Below are 22,401 nucleotides of genomic sequence, written 5' to 3'. Positions count from 1 at the left end.
ACGGCATCGTCCGCTGGTTCGCCAACCTTTATCCGCCCCTGCCTGTGAAATGAATGCGTTCTTTGCCCACATACAACGACGCCGGCACAAGGCCGGCGTCGTCGGGTACCTCTCATCGCGGCAGGATCACTCCTGGGCGGCGTCCTCGCTGCTGGCAGCAGCCGGTGCGCCGTCGGTCGCGGCCGGGGCGGCGGCGGCCACCTCGTCCTCGTCCTCGTCGATCGAGGCATCCATGCGCTCCACTGCCTGCAGCTTCTCGTCCTTGGACAGGCGGATCAGGGTGACGCCCTGGGTGTTGCGGCCGACGCGGCTGATTTCAGAGCCACGGGTACGCACCAGGGTGCCGCCGTCGGAGATCAGCAGGACCTCGTCATCCGAACCCATCAGCACCGCGGCGACCAGCTTGCCGTTGCGCTCGGTGGTCTGGATGCCGATCACGCCCTGGGTGCCACGCCCCTTGCGCGGGTAGTCCGGCAGCGGGGTGCGCTTGCCGTAGCCGTTCTCGGTGGCGGTCAGGATGTACTGCACGCTGGCGTCGTCGGCGCCGTCGATCACCGCATCGCCAGTGGCTGCGGTTTCCTCGACACCATTGTCGTCCTCGTTCTCGTCCTCGCTGCCGCCGGCACTCTCGGCCACGATCAGGCTGACCACTTCCTCGCCGGCCGGCATCTTGATGCCGCGCACGCCGGTGGCGGTACGGCCCATCGAGCGGACCTTGTCCTCGCCGAAGCGCACGGTCTTGCCATTCGAGGCGAACAGCAGGATGTCACGCTCGCCGTCGGTCAGGCCGACGCCGACCAGAGCATCGCCTTCGTCCAGGTTGATCGCGATCTTGCCGCGGGCCAGACGGAAGGCGAACTCGCCCAGCGGGGTCTTCTTGACCGTACCGTTCCTGGTGGCGAAGAACACGAACTGGCCATCGGCGTACTCGCGCACCGGCAGCACGGCCTGCACGCGTTCGCCCGGTTCCAGCGGGATCCAGTTGATGATCGGACGGCCGCGGGCGTTGGAGCCGGCTTCGGGCAGCTGGTACACCGGCAGCCAGAACACCTTGCCCGAACTGGTGAAGGTCAGCAGCGTGTCGTGCGTGTTGACCAGCCACAGCTGTTCGATGAAATCCTCTTCCTTGGTCGACGCGGCACTGCGGCCACGGCCACCACGGCGCTGCGCGCGGTACACGCTCACCGGCTGGCGCTTCACGTAACCGGCGTGGGACACGGTAACCACCACGTCTTCCGGCGCGATCAGGTCGAGGATGTCCAGGTCTTCTTCGCTGTGGCGGATCTCGGTGCGACGCTCGTCGCCGAATTCTGCCTTGACGTTGACCAGTTCCTCGCGGATGACCTGGCGCAGGCGGTCGGGATCTTCGAGGATGTGGATCAGCCCGGCGATCACTTCCAGCAGCTGCTTGTACTCGTCGGTCAGGCGGTCCTGCTCCAGCCCGGTCAGGCGGTGCAGGCGCATTTCCAGGATCTGGGTAGCCTGGATCTCGGTCAGCTGGTAGCCGCCCTCGATCAGGCCCACGCCCTTGGGCAGGTCTTCCGGACGCGAGGCTTCGGCACCGGCGGCGCCCAGCATCGAACCGACCAGACCCGGTTCCCACAGGCGGGCGAGCATGCGTTCGCGCGCTTCGTTGGGGTTCGGCGAGGTCTTGATCAGTTCGATCATCTCGTCGATGTTGGCCAGCGCGACGGTCAGGCCTTCCAGCACGTGGGCACGGGCGCGCGCCTTGCGCAGCTCGAACACGGTGCGGCGGGTGACCACTTCGCGACGGTGGCGGACGAAGGCCTCGAGCATCTGCTTGAGGTTCATCAACTGCGGGCGGCCGTCGACCAGCGCCACCATGTTGATGCCGAACACCGATTCCATCTGCGTCTGCTGGTACAGGTTGTTCAGCACAACCTCGGCAGATTCACCGCGCTTGATCTCGATGTAGATGCGCATGCCGTCCTTGTCGGACTCATCGCGCAGCTCGCTGATGCCTTCGATCTTCTTTTCCTTGACCAGCTCGGCGATCTTTTCGATCAGACGCGCCTTGTTCACCTGGTAAGGAATTTCAGTGACGATGATCGATTCGCGGCCGTTGTCGGCCACTTCGATATCGGCACGGGCACGGATGCGCACGCGGCCACGGCCGGTGCGGTAGCCGGCGACGATGCCGGCGGTGCCGTTGATGATGCCGGCGGTCGGGAAATCGGGGCCCGGGATGTACTCCATCAGGCCGTCGACATCGATCTCCGGGTTGTCGATCAGCGCGATGCAGGCGTTGATCGACTCGCTCAGGTTGTGCGGCGGGATGTTGGTGGCCATACCCACCGCGATACCGGCCGAACCATTGACCAGCAGGTTCGGGAACCGGGTCGGCATGACCGTCGGCTCCAGTTCCTTTTCGTCGTAGTTGGGCTGGAAATCGACGGTTTCCTTGTCGATGTCGGCCATCAGCTCATGCGCGAGGCGCGACATGCGCGCTTCGGTGTATCGCATGGCCGCGGCGGAGTCGCCATCGATCGAGCCGAAGTTACCCTGGCCGTCGACCAGCATGTAACGCAGCGAGAACGGCTGTGCCAGACGCACCAGCGTGTCGTACACCGACTGATCGCCATGCGGGTGGTACTTACCGATGACGTCACCGACGATACGCGCCGACTTGAAGTAGGGCTTGTTGCTGTGCGCGTTCAACTCGTTCATCGCGAACAGCACGCGGCGATGCACCGGCTTGAGGCCGTCGCGCGCATCCGGGAGCGCGCGGCCCACGATCACGCTCATCGCGTAATCGAGGTAGCTCTTGCGCATCTCGTCTTCCAGGTTGACCTGGATGATTTCCTTGGCGGTTTCTGCCATTCGGGTTCCGTTGTCTGGTAGCGGTCCAGTCCGGCGCAGCCCTCTGCGGGAGGGGGTCGTGCCGGAACCTCGATTCAACCTGTGGATACTACCACAACAGGCCGTTTTCCGCCTCCCTTTACGGGGATTTTACCGGCACAAATCAGGAACTTAGGGGTCCATGGCGCCCCTGTAGAGCCGAGCCCATGCCCGGCTGCGGTGGATTCCCCGGCTGAGCCGAGCGTCGGCTCGGCTCTACAGGCATCCGACCCCGCGCGGCCTCAGCCGCCGAAGGCGGCGCGCATGTTCTCGGCGGTCGGGTTCAGGATGACCCCGCGCTCGGTCACGATGGCGTCGATCAGCTCGCCCGGGGTGACGTCGAACACCGGGTTCCAGGCGGCGATGCCCTCGGCCACGGTGCGGGTACCGCCCACGCCGTACAGCTCGCCCGGGTCGCGCTGCTCGATCTCGATCTGGCTGCCGTCCACGGTGTCCATGTCCACCGTCGAGGACGGGGCCACAACCATGAACTTCACCCCGTGGTGGCGGGCGGCGATGGCCAGCTGGTAGGTACCGATCTTGTTGGCGGTATCGCCGTTGGCGCAGATGCGGTCGGCACCGACGATCACCCACTGCACGGCAGCGGTCTTCATCAGGTGCGAGGCGGCGGAATCGGCGATCAGGGTGGCATCGATGCCATCCTGCTGCAGCTCCCACACGGTCAGGCGCGCACCCTGCAGCCACGGTCGGGTTTCACCGGCAAACACGCGGGCGATGCGGTGCTGGGCCATGCCGGCGCGGATCACGCCCAGCGCGGTACCGAAGCCGGCGGTGGCCAGCGAGCCGGTGTTGCAATGGGTCAGGACACCGCTGCCGGCGTCGATCAGGCCGGCACCCAGCGCGCCCATGTGACGATTGGCGGCCAGGTCTTCCTCGGCGATGGCCTGGGCCTCGGCTTCCAGCAACGCCTTCCAGTCGGCGCCGGCGGCGGTCAGGCAACGGCGCATGCGGGCCAGTGCCCAGGCCAGGTTCACCGCGGTCGGGCGCGAGGCGTTCAGCCGCTGCAGGGCCGGTTCCAGCTGCTGCAGGGCGTGCGCGCCGTCGGCGGCCTGCACCTCGCGCGCGGCCAGCACCACGCCCCAGGCGGCGGCAATGCCGATGGCCGGCGCACCGCGCACGGTCAGCGCGTGGATGGCGGTGGCGACGTCGTCGCTGTCATGGCAGACCACGTGTTCGACCACGAACGGCAGCTTGCGCTGGTCGAGCAGTTGCAGGGCATCGCCGGTCCACAGGATCGGGCGGATGTGGTCGTAGCGGGCGTAGTCGAGGTCGGTGGCAGTGTTCATGGGCCCATTGTAGGGCCACGCCCCGCGTGGTTGGAGCCTGCCCGGGCTCAATTCACCGAGAAATCGGCGCGGCAGCCGCCGTCCACCCAGATGCCGTTGCGGCTCCAGCCCCAGGTCTTGCCTTCCTCGCAGGCTGTGCCGGACAGCTGCTTGATGACCTTGGCCTCGGTGGAAATGGTGGCGCCGCAGAAGCGCCGCCGCTTGGACTTGGATTCGCAGGTCAGCTTGCGGGCCACGTCTACGAAACGCCCGGCATCGTCGGCCACTTCGAAATCGCCCTGGCAGCCGCGGCTGGTCCAGACTTCATTGCGCTTGTAGCCCCAGCCCTGCCCTTCGCGGCACGGCAGCACCGAGAGCTGGCGCAGCAGTCGCACCGGCGCGCCATCCAGCCGCACCGGGCAGCTCTGCGGGCGGCCATTGGATTCGCAGCGCACCACGCGGCGCACCAGGTGCTTGCTCTTGCCTTCGCCGGCAGCGGCGGAGCTGGCGGTACCTTCAGCGCCGCGTGCACGGAATTCGGCACGGCAGCCCAGAGTCACCCACACGCCGCTGCGGTCGGTACCCCACTCGCTGCCACGGATGCAGGTGTTGCTCGACAGCTGGCGCACCAGGTCGACGCCGTTGCTGACGTCGATATCGCAGTGCACCCAGCCCATGTCGCGCGATTCGCAGGTTACTACTTCGCCTTCGTAGCCCGCTGCCTGGGCAGACGCCGACGACGGCAGCAGGCCGCCCCATATCGCCATGGAGTACACCGGTGCCGCGACGACCGCAAACCACTTGACCAAAGCATTCCCCAACGGAGCGGATGAACCACGATGCCAGTGTCCTGCATCAGGCGTGATAAGACCATCATCGTGCTTGCTGAATCAAGCGCGAATTCCGTTGTTTTTGTTCAGGCGCAGATCGCGCGCGGTCGTTCAGGCGTGGGCGAAATCAAACGCAAGGACATCAGCGATGCGCGGCGTGCGGTTCATCGCCATCAGCAGGCGGTCCACGCCCACCGCCACGCCTGCACAGACCGGCATGGCAGGCAGCGCGGACAGCAGTGCCTCATCCAGCGCAGGCTGCACCTGGCCGCGTTCGTGCCGGCGCTGCTGGTCACGCTCGAAGCGCGCACGCTGCTCGGCGGCATCGTTCAGCTCGTGATAGCCGTTGGCAAGCTCGACCGCACCCAGATACAACTCAAAGCGCTCGGCCAGTGGCGGCGTGCCCGCGCGGATGCGTGCCAGCGCGGCCTGGCTGGCCGGCCAGTCATGGACCACGGTCATGACCGCGTCATCGAAGTGCGGTTGGATGCGATGGGTCATCAGCAGGTCCAGCCAGTCATCGCGGGTCAGGCCGACCGGGTCGATGTGCACCTCACCCAGCGCCGCGCGCAACGCCGCTTCGTCCGCATCGAACGGATCGACGCCGGCGTGCTGCTGGAACAGTTCGCGGTAGCTGAGCACGCGCAGGGTCGCCGTGCGCCCGACCAGCGCCAGTGCTTCGCGCACCAGCTCGGCGGTTTCCTGCATCAGGCGATGGTGATCCCAGCCCACGCGGTACCACTCCAGCATGGTGAACTCGGGATTGTGGCGACCACCGGCCTCGCCGTTGCGGAACACCCGGCCGAGTTCGTAGCAGTCACCCACGCCGGCAGCGAGCAGGCGCTTGAGCGGGAATTCCGGCGAGGTGCGCAGCCAGCGGCGGCGGCCACCGGCATCGACGTGGCCACTGAAATCAGTATGGAAACTGTCGATGTTCGGTTCGGTGTTGCCCGCCACCGAGAGGATCGGCGTTTCCACTTCCAGCACGTCACGGTCGGCGAAGAAGCGGCGCAGCAGCGCATTGAGCGCCGCACGCAGCTGCAGCGCGTGCATCAGGGCCTCGCTCACAGAATGCCCTCCGGGCGCGGATGGTCCAGCGGCAGGGTCAGCAGATCGCGGGTGTCATCGATGTAGCCGCTGGCCAGATACAGGCGCCGCGCCAGCTCGTTGTGGTGATTCACCTCCAGGCGCATGCGGCTGACACCGCGCCCGCGCGCACGCTGTTCGCAGGTGGCCAGCGCCTGCTTGCCGCGGCCGCGGCCGCGCGCGCGGTGCGCCAGGTACAGCTCGTCCAGCAGCACGAAGTGACCGCCCTGCTCCAGGCTGAAGCCCATCGCGATCACCGCGTAGCCGCAGACCTCGCCCGCTTCATCCAGCCACAGCAGCACTTCGCCGTTGCGGGGGTCGGCCAGCAGCGCATCGACGCCGCGGCGTACGCGCGCGTCATCGAATTCGATCTTGTCTTCGGCGTAGAACTCGCGCATCAACGCGATCAGCACGTCCTCATCGGCGCGGGTGGCCAGGCGGAAATCCAGCGGGGCGGTCTGCATCGGGTGTCCTCTCGTGCATCAGGCCGGGCGCGCGTGGCGCCCGGCGGGGTCATCATTCGTGTTCGGCCAGGTAGGCCAGCAGGCGGTCTTCATCCCACACCGGCACGCCCAGCGACTGCGCCTTGTCCAGCTTGGAGCCGGCCTCGGTGCCCGCCACCAGGAAACTGGTCTTCTTGGAGACACTGCCGGACACCTTGGCGCCCAGTGCCTCCAAGCGGTCCTTGGCGGCATCGCGGGTGAGCTGGGAGAGCGTGCCGGTAAGCACCACCGTCTGCCCATCCAACGGACCGGCCACGACCTCGGCCAGCGCCGGCGCCTTGGCCAGGATGTGCTGCATCTCGATTTCCGCCGCCAGCAGCATCGCGCCATGGCCATCGGTGTCCAGCCACTGGGCGACGCCACGCGCGGTGTCATCGGGCAGGCCGGCATTGACGAACTGGCCGTGCTCGGCATCGAGCACGGCCTGTGCGCTGGGCAGCTTCGCAACCAGCTTCTCCGCGCGCAGGCGGGTGATGCCGGGAATCTCGGCTTCCACCAGCAGCTGGGCCAAGTCCAGGCCCTCACGCAGCTTCGCGCTCGGCGGATGGGCATCACGGATGCGTACCTGGCCGACCTGCAGCAGCGCGTCGATGGCGTCCTGGTTGCCTTGCTGCTCGAAGAAATGACCCAGCGAGCGCGCCACTTCGCCACCGATGTCCGGCACGCGCTTGAACAGCGGCCACGGCAGGCGGCGGATCAAGGCCAGATCACCAAACCACAGCGCCAGCGCCTTGGCCGTGCTCTCGCCCACATGTTCGATGCCGAGTGCGAACAGCAACCGTTCCAGGCTGGCCTCGCGGCTGGCATCGATGGCGGCGATCAGGTTGTCGGCCCACTTGGTCGCGATCTTCTTCGTGTTCCATTCGAACGCGACCGGCTGCACCAGCGCCTGCGCGCGCCATGCCGGGTCCTGGCCGTCGAGCTTGAGCACGGCCTTCAGCACGTCGCCACTGCCTTCGGCCGGCAGATGCGGTTTCAGGTTGTTGGCCAGCGCCGAGGGATCTTCGGCATCGAGCACCAGCTTCAGGTGCAGCAGCTGGTCGCGGGTGAGCTGGTACAGATCGGCGACGCGCTTGACGATGCCGGCGTCGACCAGGGTTTCGATGTACTTGTCACCGAGGCCGTCGATATCCATCGCGCGGCGCGATGCGAAGTGCGCGATGGCTTCCTTGCGCTGCGCCGGGCAGGACAGTTCGCCCGAGCAACGCCACGCGGCGGCACCTTCCTCGCGCACGATCTCCGAGCCGCACACCGGGCAGCGGGTCGGCATCTGCCACGGGGTAGTGCCCTGCGGACGACGGTCAAGGATGACGCTGACCACTTCGGGAATGACATCGCCGGCACGGCGCACGATCACACTGTCGCCCACGCGCACGTCCAGGCGTGCGATCTGATCGGCATTGTGCAGGGTGGCGTTGGACACGATCACACCGGCGACCGCTACCGGCGCCAGGCGCGCGACGGGCGTTGCGGCGCCGGTGCGGCCGATCTGGATCTCGATCGCCTCCACGGTGGTGCTCTGTTCCTGTGCCGGGAACTTGTGCGCGATCGCCCAGCGCGGTGCGCGCGAGACGAAGCCCATCGCCTGCTGGCCGGCGCGGTCATCCAGCTTGTAGACCACGCCATCGATATCGAACGGCAGGCCGTCGCGGCGCTCGCCGATGTCACGGTAATAGCCGAGCAGGCCGTCGGTGCCGTCGACCACCTTGCACAGTTCGCTCACCGGGAACCCCCAGGCACCCAGCTGCGCCAGCGTGCCCGAATGGGTATCAGGCAGCTCGCCGCCCTGCACTTCGCCGGTGCCGTAGGCGAAGAAGCTGAGCCTGCGCTGCGCGCTGATCTTTGCATCCAGCTGGCGCAGCGAACCGGCCGCGGCGTTGCGCGGATTGGCCAGCACCTTGCCGCCGTGCAGGCGCGCGCGATCGTTGTAGGCCTCGAAATCGGCACGGGCCATGTAGACCTCGCCGCGAACTTCCAGCACGTCCGGCCAGTCCTGGCCGTGCAGTCGCTTGGGAATGTCGCCGATCTCGCGCAGGTTGGCGGTCACGTCCTCGCCGGTGCTGCCATCGCCACGGGTGGCGCCCAGCACGAACTGACCGTCTTCATAGCGCAGGCTGATCGCCAGGCCATCCATCTTCGGTTCGGCCGAGAACTGCAGGCTGCGGCGCCCCAGGCGCTCGTCGATGCGGCGCACGAAATCGGCCACTTCCTCGTCGCTGAAGGCATTGGACAGCGACAGCATCGGCACCGCGTGGCGCACCTCGGCGAAGCGCCCAGACGGACGCGCGCCCACCTGCTGGGTGGGGCTGTCGGCGCGGGCCAGTTCCGGGTGCTCCTGCTCCAGCGCTTCCAGCTCGCGCACCAGCCGGTCGTAGTCGACGTCGGGGATCTCCGGCGCGTCCAGCTCGTGGTAGGCGCGGTTGGCCTGGGCGATCTGCCGGCGAAGGTCTTCGGCGCGTTCGGCGGGGCTGGAGCTCATCGGGATCCGATACTTCTGGGATGGCCGTGAATTCTACCGCGCCCGGGTGTCAGGCCTCGTCATGCACGCGCCGCCAGGGGTCGGATCCCCGAAGGGGCTCTGACCCCGCCTGTGGATTGCCGCACTTGTAGCGTCGAGCTTGCTCGACTGGCCGGGCAACAGCAGTCGAGCAAGCTCGACTCTACAGACGCCTGCTTGCCGCCCACTCCCACCAGCGTTAGCGTGCTGCGGTTGCCCTCCGGAATCCTGCCCGTGTCCCTGCCCGCTTCCCGCCGCCACTTCCTGCAACTGGCCGGGGTCGGCCTTGTCGCCGCCGGCAGCAGCCTGCCGCGCCTCGGCCATGCCCAGCCCACCGCGGCACCCGCTGCCGCCGGCCCGGTCCTGCTCAATTTCAATGAGTGCCCGTATGGCCCCTCGCCCGCCGCCCAGCAGGCGGCACGCGACAGCGTTGCCGGCAGCGGCCGGTATCAGTTCGCCCTGGCGGGGCAGGTGCGCGATGCCTTCGTCGCCCAGGCCGGCATCCCGGCCGATCATGTGCGCCTCTACCCGGGTTCCAGCGAGCCGTTGAACCGCGCCGCCACGCTGTGGACCGGCCCGCAGGCGGCGCTGGTGGTGGCCGACCCGACCTTCGAAACCCTCGGTGACATGGCTGCCGCGCGCGGTGCCCAGGTGCAGAAAGTGCCGCTGCGCAATGACGGCGCGCACGACCTTCGCGCGATGTCGGCGGCCGCGCATTCGCAACCGACGGGGCTGATCTACGTCTGCAATCCCAACAACCCGACCGGCTCGATCAGCCCGCCGGCCGAGCTGGCGTGGCTGATGGCCAACAAGCCGTCCGCCACCCGCGTGCTGGTGGACGAGGCCTATCTGCAGTACAGCGATCAGCCCAGCCTGATCGCACAGGTTGCCCAGCGCGATGACCTGATCGTGCTGCGGACGTTCTCCAAGCTGTACGGCATGGCCGGCCTGCGGCTGGGCGTGGCGGCAGCCCACCCCGACCGCCTGCGCGAACTGGCCAGCCTGGGCGAGAACCCGCTGCCGGTGCCGGCGCTGGCCGCCGCGCTGGCCAGCCTGCAGGACACGCAGTTGATCGCGCAGCGCCGGCTGCAGAATGCCAAGGTGCGCCAGGCCACCATCGCCTGGCTGGGCAAGCGCGGCTTCAGCTGCGTGCCGTCCGAAGCCAACTGCTTCGTGGTGGATGTGCAGCGCGACGGCAACGCGTTCGCCAAGGCGATGGCCGACAACGGCGTGGTGATCGGCCGCAGCTGGCCGATCTGGCCGCAGCGGGTGCGGGTGACCGTCGGTACAGAAGAAGAAATGGCGGCGTTCCGCCAGGCGTTCGCGAAGGTCGCCGGCGTCCCCGTGTAGAGTCGAGCCATGCTCGACTGGGGCTTTTGTAGAGTCGAGCCATGCTCGACTGGGGCCTTCCCTACAAGCCTGACCGCATTCAAGCGATACCCAAGCTACTTCAGCCAGCCAATGCTGAGGCATGCCCAGTCCACGTCTCCTGAAAGGCCGTTGGTCGCAACTGCGGAACGTCTACGCGATCACCACAGTCACTCACCAGCGCCATCGGCACTTTGATGATCCAGCCCACGCAGCCGTCATTGTTGCGGGATTGCGGTGGATTCAGCAGGAGGGCCGATGCCTTAACCTCGCATGGGCGGTCATGCCTGATCACGTGCACTGGTTGATGCAGCTGCGCTCAGGAACCCTTGCCGCATCGGTGCAGATGATGAAATCGCGCTGCAGCCGACTCATCGGCATCGACGGGCCACTCTGGCAGCGCGGCTACCATGATCACGCGGTGCGGTGTGATGAGTCCTTGAAGAACCAAGCACTCTACATCGCTGCAAATCCTGTCCGCGCCGGTCTGGCGGCTCTGCTCGGCGATCATCCGTTTGCGTGGTGCCGGTGGTTTGATCGCATGCCATAGAGCAGGTCGGGCATGACCGACCCTGCTGAGTCGAGCATGGCTCGACTCTACAGAAAGGCAGTCGAGCATGGCTCGACTCTACAAAAGGCAGTCGAGCATGGCTCGACTCTACAAAAGGCGGTCGAGCTTGGCTCGACTCTCCCTTCAGGCCTTTACCAGCGCGGGGTCTTGGTCAGCGGCGGGGCCTGGTGCTGGCGGTCATAGGCACGCAGCTCATCGCGGATGTGCGCGATGCGCTGGCGGCCGAGGGCGTTGCGGCTGTCATCCAGCACCACACCATCGAGCAGCTCGGCCATGCGCTGCACGGTCGGCAGCATCTTTTCCCAGGCATCCAGCGCGGTCAGCGGCGCCGGCAGGGTCAGGAAGAAGGCGATGGCCGGGGTTTCCATGGCGCGGATGTTGGCCATGTCGAAGCTGCCCGGCTTCATGATGCTGGCCATCGAGAAGATCGGGCCGCGCTCGGGATGGCCTTCCACCAGGCGGTGGAACACGTTCATGTGGCCAAACACCAGGCCGGTCTTTTCGGCCGCCACCACGATGTCCTCGCCACGCAGCTGCTCACCGGCGCGGGCGGCCACGAACAAGGACACGATCTTGTCGAAGTCCTGCGTCGCGCGCTTGCCCAGATCGCTGCTGCCCGGATCGGTATCGGCCAGGCCGAGTTCGGCCTGCTGGCCTTCATCGCCCAGGCCCGGTTCGCCACGGCTCTCGGCCAGGGCCACGCCGTCTTCGCCCAGCACCGGCTCGCGACGCTCGCCGCTGGCCGGTTCGGCGCTTTCCACGCGGCGCCCCTGCGGCTTCTTCTTCGGGCGGCCAAACAGGAAGATCGCAGCCACCAGCAGCAGGCCGGCGGCCAGGATGCCGATGCGCAACAGTGCCGTGTCGGTCATTCGGTAGGTACTCCGGCTAGTTCATTCAGGTAACTAGAATGGCACGTCATGCCGCGCCCGCCAATCGCGCGGCTTCTTCCAGGTCCACGCTGACGAGGCGGCTGACGCCCGGCTCGCGCATGGTCACGCCCGAAAGCTGGTGGGCGGCCTCCATCGTCGCCTTGTTGTGGCTGACGAACAGGAACTGCACCTTCTCGCTCATTTCCTTGACCATGTTGGCCAAGCGGCCGACGTTGGCCTCGTCCAGCGGCGCGTCCACCTCGTCCAGCAGGCAGAACGGCGCGGGGTTGAGCTGGAAGATCGCGAACACCAGCGCCACCGCGGTCATCGCCTTCTCGCCACCGGACAGCAACGAGATGCTGGACACGCGCTTGCCCGGCGGCCGCGCCATGATGGTCACGCCGGTGTCGAGCAGGTCTTCGCCGGTCAGTTCCAGGTAGGCATGGCCGCCACCGAACAGGCGCGGGTACAGCGCCTGCACGCCGGCGTTGACGCGGTCGAAGGTGTCCTTGAAGCGGCCGCGGGTCTCGCGGTCGATCTTGCGGATGGCGTCTTCCAGGGTTTCCAGCGCGGTGGTCAGGTCGGTGTGCTGCGCATCCAGGTAGTCCGATCGCTGCGAGGCCTCGCCGTACTCATGGATGGCCGCCAGGTTGACCGGCTCCAGTCGGCGCATGCGTCCATCGATCTGGTGCACGGCCTGTTCCCAGTCGCCCAGGCGCGCATCGTCGGGCAGCGCATTGAGCACGTCCTGCAGCACGAACCCGGCCTTTTCCACCGCGCCCTGCAGGGTCTCGGCGCTGAGCACCAGGGCCTGCTGGTCGAGCTTGCGCTGGGAAATGCGCTCGCGCTGGGCCAGCGCCTGTTCGTCGCGCTGGTGGCGGGTCTGTTCGTAGTTGCGCAGCTCGGCGTCGATGCCATCGAGCAGCGTGCGCGCTTCGGTCAGCACGCGGTCGGCGCGAACGCGCTCTTCCAATGCGTTCTGGTGCTCGGCCTGCAGCGACTCGACCGGCGAATCGCCCTCGTCCAGCTGCGAATGCAGCTCGCCCAGGCGCGAATCCAGCTGGCCGCGCTGGGTGCTCATGCGCTCCAGCGCTTGGCTCAGCGAACCCACCTGGGCGCGCTGCGATTCCAGGGTCAGTGCCAATGCGTGCGAACGCTCGCGCACGGCGCGTGCCGCTTCACGGGCCAGGTCTCGCGCCTCGGTCAACTGGCGGCGCTCGCCTTCCAGCCCCTGCCGCGTCGACTCCAGGTCGCCCATGCTGCTGACCGCGTTCTCCAGCCGCGAGCGCGCCTCGCGCGCCTGTTCGCGGTTGACGTCCAGCGTTTCCAGCAGCTGCGACAGCTCGCCTTCGATGCGATCGATGCGCGTGCGCGCCGCTTCCACCTTGCCCTGCTGGCCCTGCAGCTGGCCGGCCAGCTCGGACACCGCGCGGTGGGCCTGGTACAGCGAGCGCTGCGCGTCTTCGCGCTGCTGCTCCGCCGCCAGCAGCTGCTCACGGAAACCGGCCAGCTGTTCTTCCAGCGCGGCCTCGCGGTCCTGCAGCTGTTCGATCTGCTCGCGCAGTTCGTTGATCTCGCGTTCGCGCAGCAGTGCGCCCTGCTGGGCGGCACCGGAGCGCGACACGCGCAGCCAGCCCTGACCCAGGCGCTCGCCGCCCTGGGTGATGATCGAATCGCCGTCCGGCAGGCTGCCCTGCAGCGTCTTCGCTTCGGCCAGGTCGCGGGCACCATGCAGGTGCGCCAGCAGGCGGCGGATCGCCACCGGACCGCGCACGCGTGCGGCCAGCGAGGTCGGCGCCACCTTCAGATCGCCGGCATCGTCGGCCACCAGCGCGATGCGGGCATCGCCCAGCTCGCCCAGTGCATCGACCAGACGTGCCGGATCATCCACCAGCACGCCTTCGATCAACTGACCGAGCGCGCTTTCCACGGCGTTTTCCCAGCCCGCGTCGACGTCCAGGCGTTCGCCCACGCGTGCGGCCGATTCCAGCCCATGGGCTTTCAGCCACGCCACGGCAGCGCCCTGCTCCTGGCCGAGTGCGGCCTGCTGCAGGGTTTCCAGCGATGCCAGGCGGCCGCGCAGGCCATTGGCCTGCTTGCGCAGCTCGGCCAGTTCGTTCTGCCCGGTGCGCTGCTGCTCCTGCACGGCGGTCACGCCCTGCTTGCGGCGTTCGACGTCGTCACCGAGTTCGTCCAGCGCGGTCTTCTGCGTTTCGTGCTGCAGGAACAACTGTTCGAAAGCCTCCTCCAGCGCATCCACGTCCAGCCCGGCGCGCTCGCCGGCCAGCGCTTCGCGGCGGCGGTCGGCATCGAGGATCTGCTTGTCCAGGTAGTCCACGCGGGTGCGCTCGACATCGCCGGCGCGCGAGGCTTCCGAGCTCTGCGAGGTGTGCTGTTCCCAGCGCTGCTGCCAGCTGGCCAGGCGGTCTTCGGCCTCGCGCAGGCTTTCCTGCTTGATCTCGTTCTCTTCCTGCAGCGCTTCCAGCTGCGGGGTGGCATCGTCGACTGCTTCGCGCAGCACCCTCAGCTTGGCTTCGTCAGCGCTGATGTGCTGGCCGAGCTCGGACAGCGCCTGGCGGGTTTCGTCGCGCGCCTTGTGCAGGCGCTGCGACAGTTCACGCTGATGCTGGATCTGCTGCTCGACGCGGGCCAGCGTGCTGCCCACCTGGTAGACGGCAGCCTGTGCGGTATTGAGCGCGTCGGCGGCCTCTTCGCGGCGCACGCGCGAGGTCTCGATGCGCGCCTCGGCTTCACGCTGGTCGGCGATCAGCTGCTGCAGCTTGGTTTCTTCCTGCGACAGGCCTTCGCGCAGCTTGGACAAGCGTCCGTCGAGGCCACGGAATTCCAGGGTCTTCCACTCGGCATCCTTGACCCGGCGCTCTTCCTGCAGCGCCTGGTACTGCTCGGCCTGCCGGGCCTGGCGCTTGAGGTGCTCGAGCTGCTTGCTGATCTCGTCGCGCAGGTCGCCCAGCCGGTCGAGGTTCTCGCGGGTATGGCGGATGCGGGTTTCGGTTTCCTTGCGGCGTTCCTTGTACTTGGAGATGCCGGCGGCTTCTTCCAGGTACACGCGCAGGTCTTCCGGGCGCGCCTCGATGATCTGGCTGATCATGCCCTGCTCGATGATCGAGTAGCTGCGCGGCCCCAGGCCGGTGCCCAGGAACAGATCGGTGATATCGCGGCGGCGGCACTTGGTGCCGTTGAGATAATAGTTGCTGCTGCCGTCGCGGCTGACGGTGCGCTTGACCGAGATTTCGTTGAACGAGGCGTACTCGCCGGAAATCGTGTGGTCCGAATTATCGAAGATCAGCTCGACGGTGGCCTGCGAAACCGGCTTGCGGGCGTTGGAACCGGAGAAGATCACGTCGGTCAGCGAATCGCCGCGCAGGCGGCTGGCCGAACTCTCGCCCATGACCCAGCGCACGGCGTCGATGATGTTCGACTTGCCGCAGCCATTGGGCCCCACCACGCCGGTCATGTTGGTCGGCAGGTGCAGGGTGGTCGGATCGACGAACGACTTGAAGCCGGACAGCTTGATCGTGGAAAGACGCATGGCGTGATTGGGTTCCAACGGCCGCCCAGAGGGCGTCCGCATTGTGGATGTCAGGTCAGCCAGCACCTCAAGCCATTGATTTCAAAAGAACTCAATGAAGCCAAGGGTGACACAATGGAATGAGTATAACGGCGCGAATGTTCCACGGGCGGGATGACCGGCGCGGAACGCCCTTGAAATGGGTCCGGATGTCGCTTTACCCCCGGCGCGACGGATCACCCAGGCAGCGATCACAACGCAAGCCATTGATATCTATTGGTTACTGAACTGGCCGCAGCACTACGCAGCAGAAGCCATGCAGGATGGAGGAATGTATCGACCGCTTTCCTTTACCCCCAACTACGACGCGGCGGCCGGCCCCGTACTTGGGGGGACCGCTTGGCTGGATGCGCACACATCCTGGCCAACCAGCATCCATGGACACGCACTGCTTCACCTGGCCGGCTTTCCGGCCACATTCATTCAAAGCCACGTGCCTTGGCTGGATATTGCGCCCGGGCTGACCATTTCTGTCTTCTCACCTTACACCTCGTCGGGCGAACGTAGATTCGAGGAAGCCATGAACCATGGCGGTTGCGTGATTGCTCACTGGCCCGGGGACGCGCCAACAACCTCCCTCTGCGCGCCGATCGGGCCACTACGCATTACCGCCGGCACGCCGATGGATGAGCGCGAAGCACTTCACGCAAGTTCGAAAATGGGTGGACGACCTTACTGGTTGCAGGATGACGAATCGGAGGACCAGGCCTTCGTTCTTCAGCTCGACGATTTTGATCTTGATACGGCAGCCCCGACACATCGAGGCATTCTGCTCGGCGGGATGGGCTACCTGTTGCTTGATCGCAACATTCAAACAACTTCGACGAACTGCGGTCGATTCGTCATCCAGACGACCTGACCAGCCAGTCGAGCATGGCTCGACTCTACATGTCCAACATTCGCCCCAAACAAAACGGGCACCCTTGCGGGCGCCCGTTCTGGTGACACCAGGCCTTTCGGCTTGGGATCAGGCCTTTTCGGCTTCAACCACAACCTTGACGGTGGTTTCGACGTCGGCGTGCAGGTGCACCAGGACGTCGTACTCACCGATGTTGCGGAAGGCGCCTTCGCCCAGGATGACTTCGCTCTTGTTCAGCTCGAAGCCGGCAGCAGTGAAGGCTTCAGCGATTTCGCGGGCGCCGACCGAGCCGTACAGCTTGCCTTCGGTCGAAGCGTTGGCGGCGATGGTCACGCTCGCGCCTTCCAGCTTGGCCTTGCGGGCGTCAGCGTCGGCGTGGATGGCCTGGGCCTTGGCTTCGTATTCGGCGCGCTTGGCTTCGAACTCGGCCTTGTTGCTCTCGGTGGCCGGAACGGCCTTGCCCTGCGGCACGAGGAAGTTACGGCCGTAGCCCGGCTTCACGTCGACCAGGTCGCCCAGGTTGCCGAGGTTGGTGACTTTCTGCAGGAGGATCAGCTGCATGGTATTGCTCCAGATAAGTTATTCGTTAGCGAGGCGAAGCCCCGCAACAAAGGCTGTCCGAATAGCTGGCACAGCGGGGGCGGCACCGGGCCGCCCCGCCGGGCATCAGACGTCGTGGTTGTCGGTGTACGGGATCAGGGCCAGGAAGCGAGCGCGCTTGACGGCGGTCGCCAGCTGACGCTGGTACTTCGACTTGGTACCGGTGACGCGGCTCGGCACGATCTTGCCGTTCTCGGTCAGGTACTGGCGCAGGGTGTTGAGATCCTTGTAATCGATCTCCTTGACACCTTCAGCGGTGAACTTGCAGAACTTGCGACGACGGAAGAACTTGGACATGGGAAGGCTCCTTAGGCGGCAGAAGCGGCGTCGTCGCCGGCTTCGTTGTCAGCGGTGGTGGTGGACTCGCCTTCTTCGTCGTCACGACGACGGCGCTCACCGCGCTCCGGCTTGTCACCCTTCTCGTCCTTGCTCTTCATGATCAGCGACTGCTCGGTGTCAGCCTCGTCACGCTTGATGACCAGGTTGCGCAGCACGGCGTCGTTGAAGCGGAAGCTTTCGGTCAGTTCGTTCAGAACGGCCTGGTCGGCTTCGATGTTCAGCAGCACGTAGTGCGCCTTCACCAGGTTCTGGATCGGGTAAGCCAGCTGGCGGCGGCCCCAGTCTTCCAGACGGTGGATGGTGCCGTTGCCGTTCTCGACCAGCGACTTGTAGCGCTCGATCATGGCCGGGACCTGCTCGCTCTGGTCCGGGTGGACCATGAACACGATTTCGTAATGACGACTCATGTTTTTTCTACCTTTCGGATGTGGCCTTGCGGCCGGACAGCCCCCCGCCGTGGATACCGCGGTGGGGCAAGGGTTCCCGCCAGGAAGGCAGGAAGCCGCTAATTATGGCGCAGATGGGGGTGCCGGGCAACCGGGCCGCGGCGGGCGAACCTGAACCCGGTAGCGCCGGGCCATGCCCGGCGGGCGCAGGACCAGGCTCAGGCCTTGTCGGCGTCGGTGGTGAAGCTCTCGCCGCAGCCGCATTCAGCGGTGGCGTTCGGGTTGCTGAACGTGAAGGTCTCGCTCAGGCCGTGCTTGCCGAAGTCGATCACGGTGCCGTCCACCAGGGCCAGGCTCTTGGCGTCGACGTAGATCTTCACGCCCTCCTGGTCGAACACGGTGTCACCCTCGCGCTCGTCACGGGCCAGGTCGGTCACGTGGCCCCAGCCGGAGCAGCCGGTCTTGGTCACGCCGAAGCGCAGGCCCAGGGCGCCGGGGGTCTGGGCAACAAAGCGCTGCACGCGCTCGAAGGCGATGGGGGTCAGGCTGACGGCCATGAGGCTCACTCCAGGGGTACGGGGACATTATAAGGAGCCAGGGTCGCGAAAAATGCCTCGCAAGCAGAACGCTGCAACCGGTAAACTCCCGTGTTCACAGATCGAGTCGATCAGCAGAGGATTCAAGTCATGACGGTGGTCAGCGTTGAACATGCGCTTGCCGGGAAGATCCCGGAAGGCGGCGAAGTCACGGTACGCGGATGGGTGCGCACGGTGCGCGGTTCAGCGAATCTGGCCTTCGTCAATGTGAGCGACGGTTCCTGCTTCGCGCCGATCCAGGTCGTGGCCAACGACACCCTGGCCAATTTTGACGAGATCAAGCGCCTGACCAGCGGCTGCTCGGTCATCGCCACCGGCACCCTGGTGAAGTCGCAGGGCAAGGGCCAGTCGTTCGAGATCCAGGCCAGCGCGCTGGAAGTGGTCGGCTGGGTCGAAGACCCGCTCACCTACCCGATCCAGCCCAAGCCGATGTCGCCGGAGTTCCTGCGTGAAGTGGCGCACCTGCGCCCGCGCACCAACCTGTTCGGCGCGGTCACCCGCATCCGCAACTGCCTGGCCCAGGCCGTGCACCGTTTCTTCCACGAGAACGGCTTCAACTGGATCAGCACCCCGATCATCACCACCTCCGACGCCGAAGGCGCCGGCCAGATGTTCCGCGTGTCCACCCTGGACATGGTGAACCTGCCGCGCGACGAGAAGGGCGCGATCGATTTCAGCCGCGACTTCTTCGGCAAGGAAACCTTCCTGACCGTGTCCGGCCAGCTGAACGTCGAGGCCTACTGCCTGGCGCTGAGCAAGGTCTACACCTTCGGCCCGACCTTCCGCGCCGAAAACAGCCACACCACCCGCCATCTGGCGGAGTTCTGGATGATCGAGCCGGAAATCGCCTTCGCCGACCTGGCCGAAGACGCACGCCTGGCCGAAGAGTTCCTGAAGTACCTGTTCCGTGCCGTGCTGAACGAGCGCGGTGACGACCTGGCCTTCATCGCCGAGCGCGTGGACAAGAACGCGATCACCAAGCTGGAAGACTTCATCAACGCACCGTTCGAGCGCATCGACTACACCGATGCGGTCAGCCTGCTGCAGAAGTCGGGCAAGAAGTTCGAGTTCCCGGTCGAATGGGGCCTGGACCTGCAGACCGAGCACGAGCGCTGGCTGACCGAAGAACACGTCGGTCGCCCGGTGGTGGTCACCAACTACCCCGAGCACATCAAGGCCTTCTACATGCGCCTGAACGACGACGGCAGGACCGTCGCCGCGATGGACGTACTGGCCCCGGGCATCGGCGAGATCATCGGCGGCAGCCAGCGCGAAGAGCGCCTGGACGTGCTGGACGCGCGCATGGCCCAGTTCGGCCTGGATCGCGAACACTACAGCTGGTACCGCGATTTCCGCCGCTACGGTTCGGTGCCGCACGCCGGCTTCGGCCTCGGCTTCGAGCGCCTGGTGGTCTACGTCTGCGGCCTGTCCAACATCCGCGATGCGATCCCCTACCCGCGCGCCCCGGGCAGCGCGGACTTCTAAGCCCCATCCAACGACCACGGAGGTACTGCCCCCATGACCCTGTTCTTCGCCCTCTGTTTCGTCGGCGTCGCAGTGGCCGGGTTCAGTGCCTTCGTGATCTTCTGGCCATTGACCCTGGTACACGTGCGCGACCGCCATCCGGCGCTCGCCGCGCGCTTCGGCAATGGCGCCTTCCTCAAGCCCGATGCCCTGGCCTGGCTGCTGCGCCGCGATTACCGCCAGCAGCCGGACCGTTCGCTGTCCGGGCTGGCGACGCCGGCCTGGGTATCGCTGCTGACCCTGCTGGCCGGACTGGGCATGGCCGCCCTGCTCTGGCTGGTCTCGCTCTGGTAACACACACATGAACGACAACAACGACGCACGTGACAGCTGGTGGCTGGCCAGCCTCGGCAACACCCTGATCTGGGCCCGCCTGCGCGTGCGCCCGGCCGGTACTGCCGAAGTGCTCGACAGCGACGGCAACACGCTGAGCTATGACAGCGAAGACACCGCCCGTTCGCAGCTGTTCGACGCCGAATTCGTCGAGTACGACGGCCTGGACGAGGAAGATGCGCTGGTGCGTGGCTTCAGCCTGCACGAAGTGCAGCCGCCGCAGGCCGGCAGTGATGAAGGCCTGCGCGGGCGCATGATCCAGTCGCTGGGCGCGCGCGCCTGAGGCGCAAACCATGTTCACCCCGCGCGATTTCGCCGAGACCGACCTGCTCTGGCTCGATCGCCTGCTGGCGCGTGATCCGTTCGTCACCGTGCTGACCACCGGCGCCGACGGCCTGCCTGAACTGACCCGGGTGCCGGTGCTGTACCGCCGCGAGGGCAACCAGGTTGAACTGCGCGGCCACTGGGCCCGCGCCAACCCGCAGTCGCGCCACGACGGCGCAGCCAAGGTGCTGGTCGACGGCCCGCACGGCTATGTCTCGGCCAGCTGGTACCCGGACAAGGAAGCCGCCTCGCGCGTGCCGACCTGGAACTACGCCGCCGCCGAACTGCGCGGCCAGCTGCAGCGCTTCGACGACACCGACGAGCTGGCCCAGCTGGTCTCCGACATCGGCGACCGCTTCGAAGCCAGCGTCGGCCAGGACTGGCAGTTCGAACCGCAGCGTGACGACCACCGTCGCCAGCTGCGCGGCATCATCGGCTTCCGCTTCCAGGTCGAACAGGTGCAGCTGAAGCTGAAACTGAGCCAGAACCACCCCGAGGCCAACCAGCAGGCGGTGATCGCCGAACTGGAAAAGCTCGACACCCCGCATTTCACCGAGCTGGCGCAGTGGATGCGCTGGCATCGCGCGCAGACCGCCGCCAGCGACTGAGCGCATTGTTTCCCGCGACGGCGCGGCCGGATGGCCACGCTCCTCGCCCACCCGACGCCAGGGACCCGAACATGAAAGACATCCACAAGCTGCTGCAGAACAACCGCGACTGGGCCGACCGCATCGAGAAGGAAGACCCCGAGTTCTTCCACCAGCTGGCCAAGCAGCAGCACCCGGAATACCTGTGGATCGGCTGTTCCGATTCGCGCGTGCCGGCCAACCAGATCATCGGCATGGCGCCGGGTGAAGTGTTCGTGCACCGCAACGTGGCGAACGTGGTCGCCCACACCGATCTGAACTGCCTGAGCGTGGTGCAGTACGCGGTGGACCAGCTGAAGGTGAAGCACATCCTGATCGTCGGCCACTACGGCTGCGGCGGCGTGCACGCCTGCCTGCACAACACCCGCGTCGGCCTTGCCGACAACTGGCTGCGCCACGTGGGCGACGTCATGCAGAAGCACACCGCGATCATCGATTCGATCGAGACCGACGAGCTCAAGCACGCCCGCCTGTGCGAACTGAACGTGATCGAGCAGGTCGCCAATCTGTGCCGCTCGACCATCGTGCAGGACGCCTGGGCCCGCGGCCAGAAGCTGATGGTGCATGGCTGGGTGTACAGCCTGAAGGACGGCCGCGTGCGCGAGATGGGCATCGACGTGGGTTCGCCGGAGGAACTGCAGCCGGCCTACGAAAAGGCCCTGTCCTACGTGCCGCGCCAAGGCAAGCGCGACTGACCTTCCGGGGAAACCGACCATGCTCGCCTCGCCGATCAACCTGCACGCCTGGATCGAAGAACACCGCCACCTGCTGAAGCCGCCGGTGGGCAACAAGATGATCGACAACGGCGACTTCATCGTGATGGTGGTGGGCGGGCCGAACTCGCGCACCGACTACCACTACGACGAAGGCCCGGAGTGGTTCTACCAGCTCGAAGGCGAGATGGTGCTGAAGGTGCAGGAAGACGGCGCGGTGCGTGACATCCCGATCCGCGCCGGCGAGATCTTCCTGCTGCCGGCCAAGGTGCCGCATTCGCCGCGGCGCCCGCCGGGCGGCATCGGCCTGGTGGTCGAGCGCAAGCGCCTGCCCCACGAGAAGGATGGCGTGATCTGGCATTGCGAACGCTGCAACCACAAGCTGCACGAAGAGTATTTCCCGCTGCAGAACATCGAGACCGACCTGCCCAAGGTGTTCGCGCGTTACCAGGCCAGCCTGGAACTGCGCACCTGCAGCGAGTGCGGGCACGTGGACCCGTTGCCGGCGCCTGCGGCGGGCTGAACCGTCGCCGGGCATGGCCCGACGCTACCGGCATCGCGACGCCTGATGCATCCGCCGGGGGGGGGGCCCCGGCCCCCGGGGGGGGGGGGCGCGCGGGGG

21 protein-coding genes are annotated in these 22,401 nt (G+C 66.5%); 9 read left to right on the top strand and 12 right to left on the bottom strand.

From position 1 onward, the window contains the following. Positions 1 to 126: 126 nt before the first annotated feature. From gyrA to ligA, 6 genes are all read right to left on the bottom strand, one after another. Positions 127 to 2,841, bottom strand: coding sequence for a DNA gyrase subunit A (gyrA, locus tag IAE56_RS10720; protein ID WP_108769245.1), 2,715 nt, complete (start codon positions 2,839 to 2,841; stop codon positions 127 to 129). Positions 2,842 to 3,101: 260 nt separating this feature from the next. After that, positions 3,102 to 4,166, bottom strand: a complete 1,065-nt coding sequence (gene mtnA / locus IAE56_RS10715) for an S-methyl-5-thioribose-1-phosphate isomerase (RefSeq protein ID WP_200752534.1) — start codon at positions 4,164 to 4,166, stop codon at positions 3,102 to 3,104. 47 nt (positions 4,167 to 4,213) lie between these two features. Next, on the bottom strand, positions 4,214 to 4,954 hold the full coding sequence (locus IAE56_RS10710; RefSeq protein ID WP_200752533.1) for a DUF3011 domain-containing protein: 741 nt from the start codon (positions 4,952 to 4,954) through the stop codon (positions 4,214 to 4,216). Between the two features lie 132 nt (positions 4,955 to 5,086). Further along, positions 5,087 to 6,028, bottom strand: a complete 942-nt coding sequence (epmA, locus tag IAE56_RS10705) for an EF-P lysine aminoacylase EpmA (RefSeq protein ID WP_200752542.1) — start codon at positions 6,026 to 6,028, stop codon at positions 5,087 to 5,089. 11 nt (positions 6,029 to 6,039) lie between these two features. Then, positions 6,040 to 6,525, bottom strand: coding sequence for a GNAT family N-acetyltransferase (locus IAE56_RS10700; protein ID WP_108769249.1), 486 nt, complete (start codon positions 6,523 to 6,525; stop codon positions 6,040 to 6,042). A 52-nt stretch (positions 6,526 to 6,577) separates the two neighbouring features. Next, complete coding sequence (ligA, locus tag IAE56_RS10695; RefSeq protein ID WP_200752532.1) at positions 6,578 to 9,043, bottom strand: NAD-dependent DNA ligase LigA; 2,466 nt, start codon at positions 9,041 to 9,043, stop codon at positions 6,578 to 6,580. Between the two features lie 252 nt (positions 9,044 to 9,295). Here ligA and IAE56_RS10690 point away from each other — a divergent pair, with 252 nt between their 5' ends. Both IAE56_RS10690 and IAE56_RS10685 read left to right on the top strand, forming a co-directional pair. Further along, a complete protein-coding gene (locus IAE56_RS10690) occupies positions 9,296 to 10,411 on the top strand; it encodes a pyridoxal phosphate-dependent aminotransferase (RefSeq protein WP_200752531.1) in 1,116 nt (371 codons plus the stop codon). A gap of 121 nt (positions 10,412 to 10,532) precedes the next feature. Continuing rightward, positions 10,533 to 10,979 (top strand): transposase, encoded by a 447-nt coding sequence (locus tag IAE56_RS10685; RefSeq protein WP_200752530.1) that lies wholly within the window; start codon positions 10,533 to 10,535, stop codon positions 10,977 to 10,979. Positions 10,980 to 11,131: 152 nt separating this feature from the next. Here the strand turns inward: IAE56_RS10685 and zipA are convergent, their stop codons facing one another. Both zipA and smc read right to left on the bottom strand, forming a co-directional pair. Further along, positions 11,132 to 11,869: a cell division protein ZipA gene (gene zipA / locus IAE56_RS10680; RefSeq protein WP_108769252.1), complete on the bottom strand. Its 738-nt coding sequence runs from the start codon at positions 11,867 to 11,869 to the stop codon at positions 11,132 to 11,134. A 46-nt stretch (positions 11,870 to 11,915) separates the two neighbouring features. Beyond that, complete coding sequence (smc, locus tag IAE56_RS10675) at positions 11,916 to 15,419, bottom strand: chromosome segregation protein SMC (RefSeq protein WP_200752529.1); 3,504 nt, start codon at positions 15,417 to 15,419, stop codon at positions 11,916 to 11,918. A 178-nt stretch (positions 15,420 to 15,597) separates the two neighbouring features. Between smc and IAE56_RS10670 the strand changes: the two genes are divergently transcribed. After that, a complete protein-coding gene (locus IAE56_RS10670) occupies positions 15,598 to 16,317 on the top strand; it encodes a DUF1963 domain-containing protein (protein WP_200752528.1) in 720 nt (239 codons plus the stop codon). Positions 16,318 to 16,425: 108 nt separating this feature from the next. Here IAE56_RS10670 and rplI read toward each other — a convergent pair whose 3' ends face one another. The 4 genes from rplI to IAE56_RS10650 all read right to left on the bottom strand — a co-directional run bounded on the left by rplI (position 16,426) and on the right by IAE56_RS10650 (position 18,199). Beyond that, on the bottom strand, positions 16,426 to 16,878 hold the full coding sequence (rplI, locus tag IAE56_RS10665; protein WP_164075111.1) for a 50S ribosomal protein L9: 453 nt from the start codon (positions 16,876 to 16,878) through the stop codon (positions 16,426 to 16,428). Positions 16,879 to 16,983: 105 nt separating this feature from the next. Further along, positions 16,984 to 17,214, bottom strand: coding sequence for a 30S ribosomal protein S18 (gene rpsR / locus IAE56_RS10660; RefSeq protein ID WP_002804494.1), 231 nt, complete (start codon positions 17,212 to 17,214; stop codon positions 16,984 to 16,986). A gap of 11 nt (positions 17,215 to 17,225) precedes the next feature. Then, complete coding sequence (rpsF, locus tag IAE56_RS10655) at positions 17,226 to 17,663, bottom strand: 30S ribosomal protein S6 (protein WP_049445625.1); 438 nt, start codon at positions 17,661 to 17,663, stop codon at positions 17,226 to 17,228. A 197-nt stretch (positions 17,664 to 17,860) separates the two neighbouring features. After that, a complete protein-coding gene (locus tag IAE56_RS10650; RefSeq protein WP_108769254.1) occupies positions 17,861 to 18,199 on the bottom strand; it encodes an iron-sulfur cluster assembly accessory protein in 339 nt (112 codons plus the stop codon). Positions 18,200 to 18,328: 129 nt separating this feature from the next. Between IAE56_RS10650 and asnS the strand changes: the two genes are divergently transcribed. From asnS to IAE56_RS10620, 6 genes are all read left to right on the top strand, one after another. Further along, entirely contained in the window at positions 18,329 to 19,723 is a 1,395-nt protein-coding gene (gene asnS, locus IAE56_RS10645) for an asparagine--tRNA ligase (RefSeq protein WP_200752527.1), read from the top strand. A 33-nt stretch (positions 19,724 to 19,756) separates the two neighbouring features. Continuing rightward, complete coding sequence (locus IAE56_RS10640; RefSeq protein ID WP_108769256.1) at positions 19,757 to 20,056, top strand: hypothetical protein; 300 nt, start codon at positions 19,757 to 19,759, stop codon at positions 20,054 to 20,056. A 7-nt stretch (positions 20,057 to 20,063) separates the two neighbouring features. Beyond that, positions 20,064 to 20,378, top strand: coding sequence for a hypothetical protein (locus tag IAE56_RS10635; RefSeq protein ID WP_108769257.1), 315 nt, complete (start codon positions 20,064 to 20,066; stop codon positions 20,376 to 20,378). Positions 20,379 to 20,388: 10 nt separating this feature from the next. Continuing rightward, positions 20,389 to 21,027, top strand: a complete 639-nt coding sequence (locus tag IAE56_RS10630) for an FMN-binding negative transcriptional regulator (protein WP_108769258.1) — start codon at positions 20,389 to 20,391, stop codon at positions 21,025 to 21,027. Positions 21,028 to 21,098: 71 nt separating this feature from the next. Next, entirely contained in the window at positions 21,099 to 21,761 is a 663-nt protein-coding gene (gene can, locus IAE56_RS10625) for a carbonate dehydratase (RefSeq protein WP_200752526.1), read from the top strand. Positions 21,762 to 21,780: 19 nt separating this feature from the next. Continuing rightward, positions 21,781 to 22,302 carry a 3-hydroxyanthranilate 3,4-dioxygenase gene (locus IAE56_RS10620; RefSeq protein ID WP_108758446.1) on the top strand — a complete coding sequence of 174 codons (522 nt, stop codon included), beginning with the start codon at positions 21,781 to 21,783 and terminating at the stop codon, positions 22,300 to 22,302. Positions 22,303 to 22,401: the final 99 nt, after the last annotated feature.

Source organism: Stenotrophomonas sp. S41, assembly GCF_016624625.1.
Classification (GTDB): domain Bacteria; phylum Pseudomonadota; class Gammaproteobacteria; order Xanthomonadales; family Xanthomonadaceae; genus Stenotrophomonas.
This window is presented reverse-complemented; position numbering and strand designations above follow the sequence as displayed.

Coding starts and splice junctions, on each gene's coding strand:
- gyrA (WP_108769245.1), bottom strand. CDS start 2,841: ATGGCAGAAACCGCCAAGGAAATCATCCAGGTCAACCTGGAAGACGAG.
- mtnA (WP_200752534.1), bottom strand. CDS start 4,166: ATGAACACTGCCACCGACCTCGACTACGCCCGCTACGACCACATCCGC.
- epmA (WP_200752542.1), bottom strand. CDS start 6,028: ATGCACGCGCTGCAGCTGCGTGCGGCGCTCAATGCGCTGCTGCGCCGC.
- IAE56_RS10700 (WP_108769249.1), bottom strand. CDS start 6,525: ATGCAGACCGCCCCGCTGGATTTCCGCCTGGCCACCCGCGCCGATGAG.
- ligA (WP_200752532.1), bottom strand. CDS start 9,043: ATGAGCTCCAGCCCCGCCGAACGCGCCGAAGACCTTCGCCGGCAGATC.
- IAE56_RS10685 (WP_200752530.1), top strand. CDS start 10,533: ATGCCCAGTCCACGTCTCCTGAAAGGCCGTTGGTCGCAACTGCGGAAC.
- zipA (WP_108769252.1), bottom strand. CDS start 11,869: ATGACCGACACGGCACTGTTGCGCATCGGCATCCTGGCCGCCGGCCTG.
- smc (WP_200752529.1), bottom strand. CDS start 15,419: ATGCGTCTTTCCACGATCAAGCTGTCCGGCTTCAAGTCGTTCGTCGAT.
- IAE56_RS10670 (WP_200752528.1), top strand. CDS start 15,598: ATGGGTCCGGATGTCGCTTTACCCCCGGCGCGACGGATCACCCAGGCA.
- rplI (WP_164075111.1), bottom strand. CDS start 16,878: ATGCAGCTGATCCTCCTGCAGAAAGTCACCAACCTCGGCAACCTGGGC.
- rpsR (WP_002804494.1), bottom strand. CDS start 17,214: ATGTCCAAGTTCTTCCGTCGTCGCAAGTTCTGCAAGTTCACCGCTGAA.
- rpsF (WP_049445625.1), bottom strand. CDS start 17,663: ATGAGTCGTCATTACGAAATCGTGTTCATGGTCCACCCGGACCAGAGC.
- IAE56_RS10650 (WP_108769254.1), bottom strand. CDS start 18,199: ATGGCCGTCAGCCTGACCCCCATCGCCTTCGAGCGCGTGCAGCGCTTT.
- asnS (WP_200752527.1), top strand. CDS start 18,329: ATGACGGTGGTCAGCGTTGAACATGCGCTTGCCGGGAAGATCCCGGAA.
- IAE56_RS10640 (WP_108769256.1), top strand. CDS start 19,757: ATGACCCTGTTCTTCGCCCTCTGTTTCGTCGGCGTCGCAGTGGCCGGG.
- IAE56_RS10635 (WP_108769257.1), top strand. CDS start 20,064: ATGAACGACAACAACGACGCACGTGACAGCTGGTGGCTGGCCAGCCTC.
- IAE56_RS10630 (WP_108769258.1), top strand. CDS start 20,389: ATGTTCACCCCGCGCGATTTCGCCGAGACCGACCTGCTCTGGCTCGAT.
- can (WP_200752526.1), top strand. CDS start 21,099: ATGAAAGACATCCACAAGCTGCTGCAGAACAACCGCGACTGGGCCGAC.
- IAE56_RS10620 (WP_108758446.1), top strand. CDS start 21,781: ATGCTCGCCTCGCCGATCAACCTGCACGCCTGGATCGAAGAACACCGC.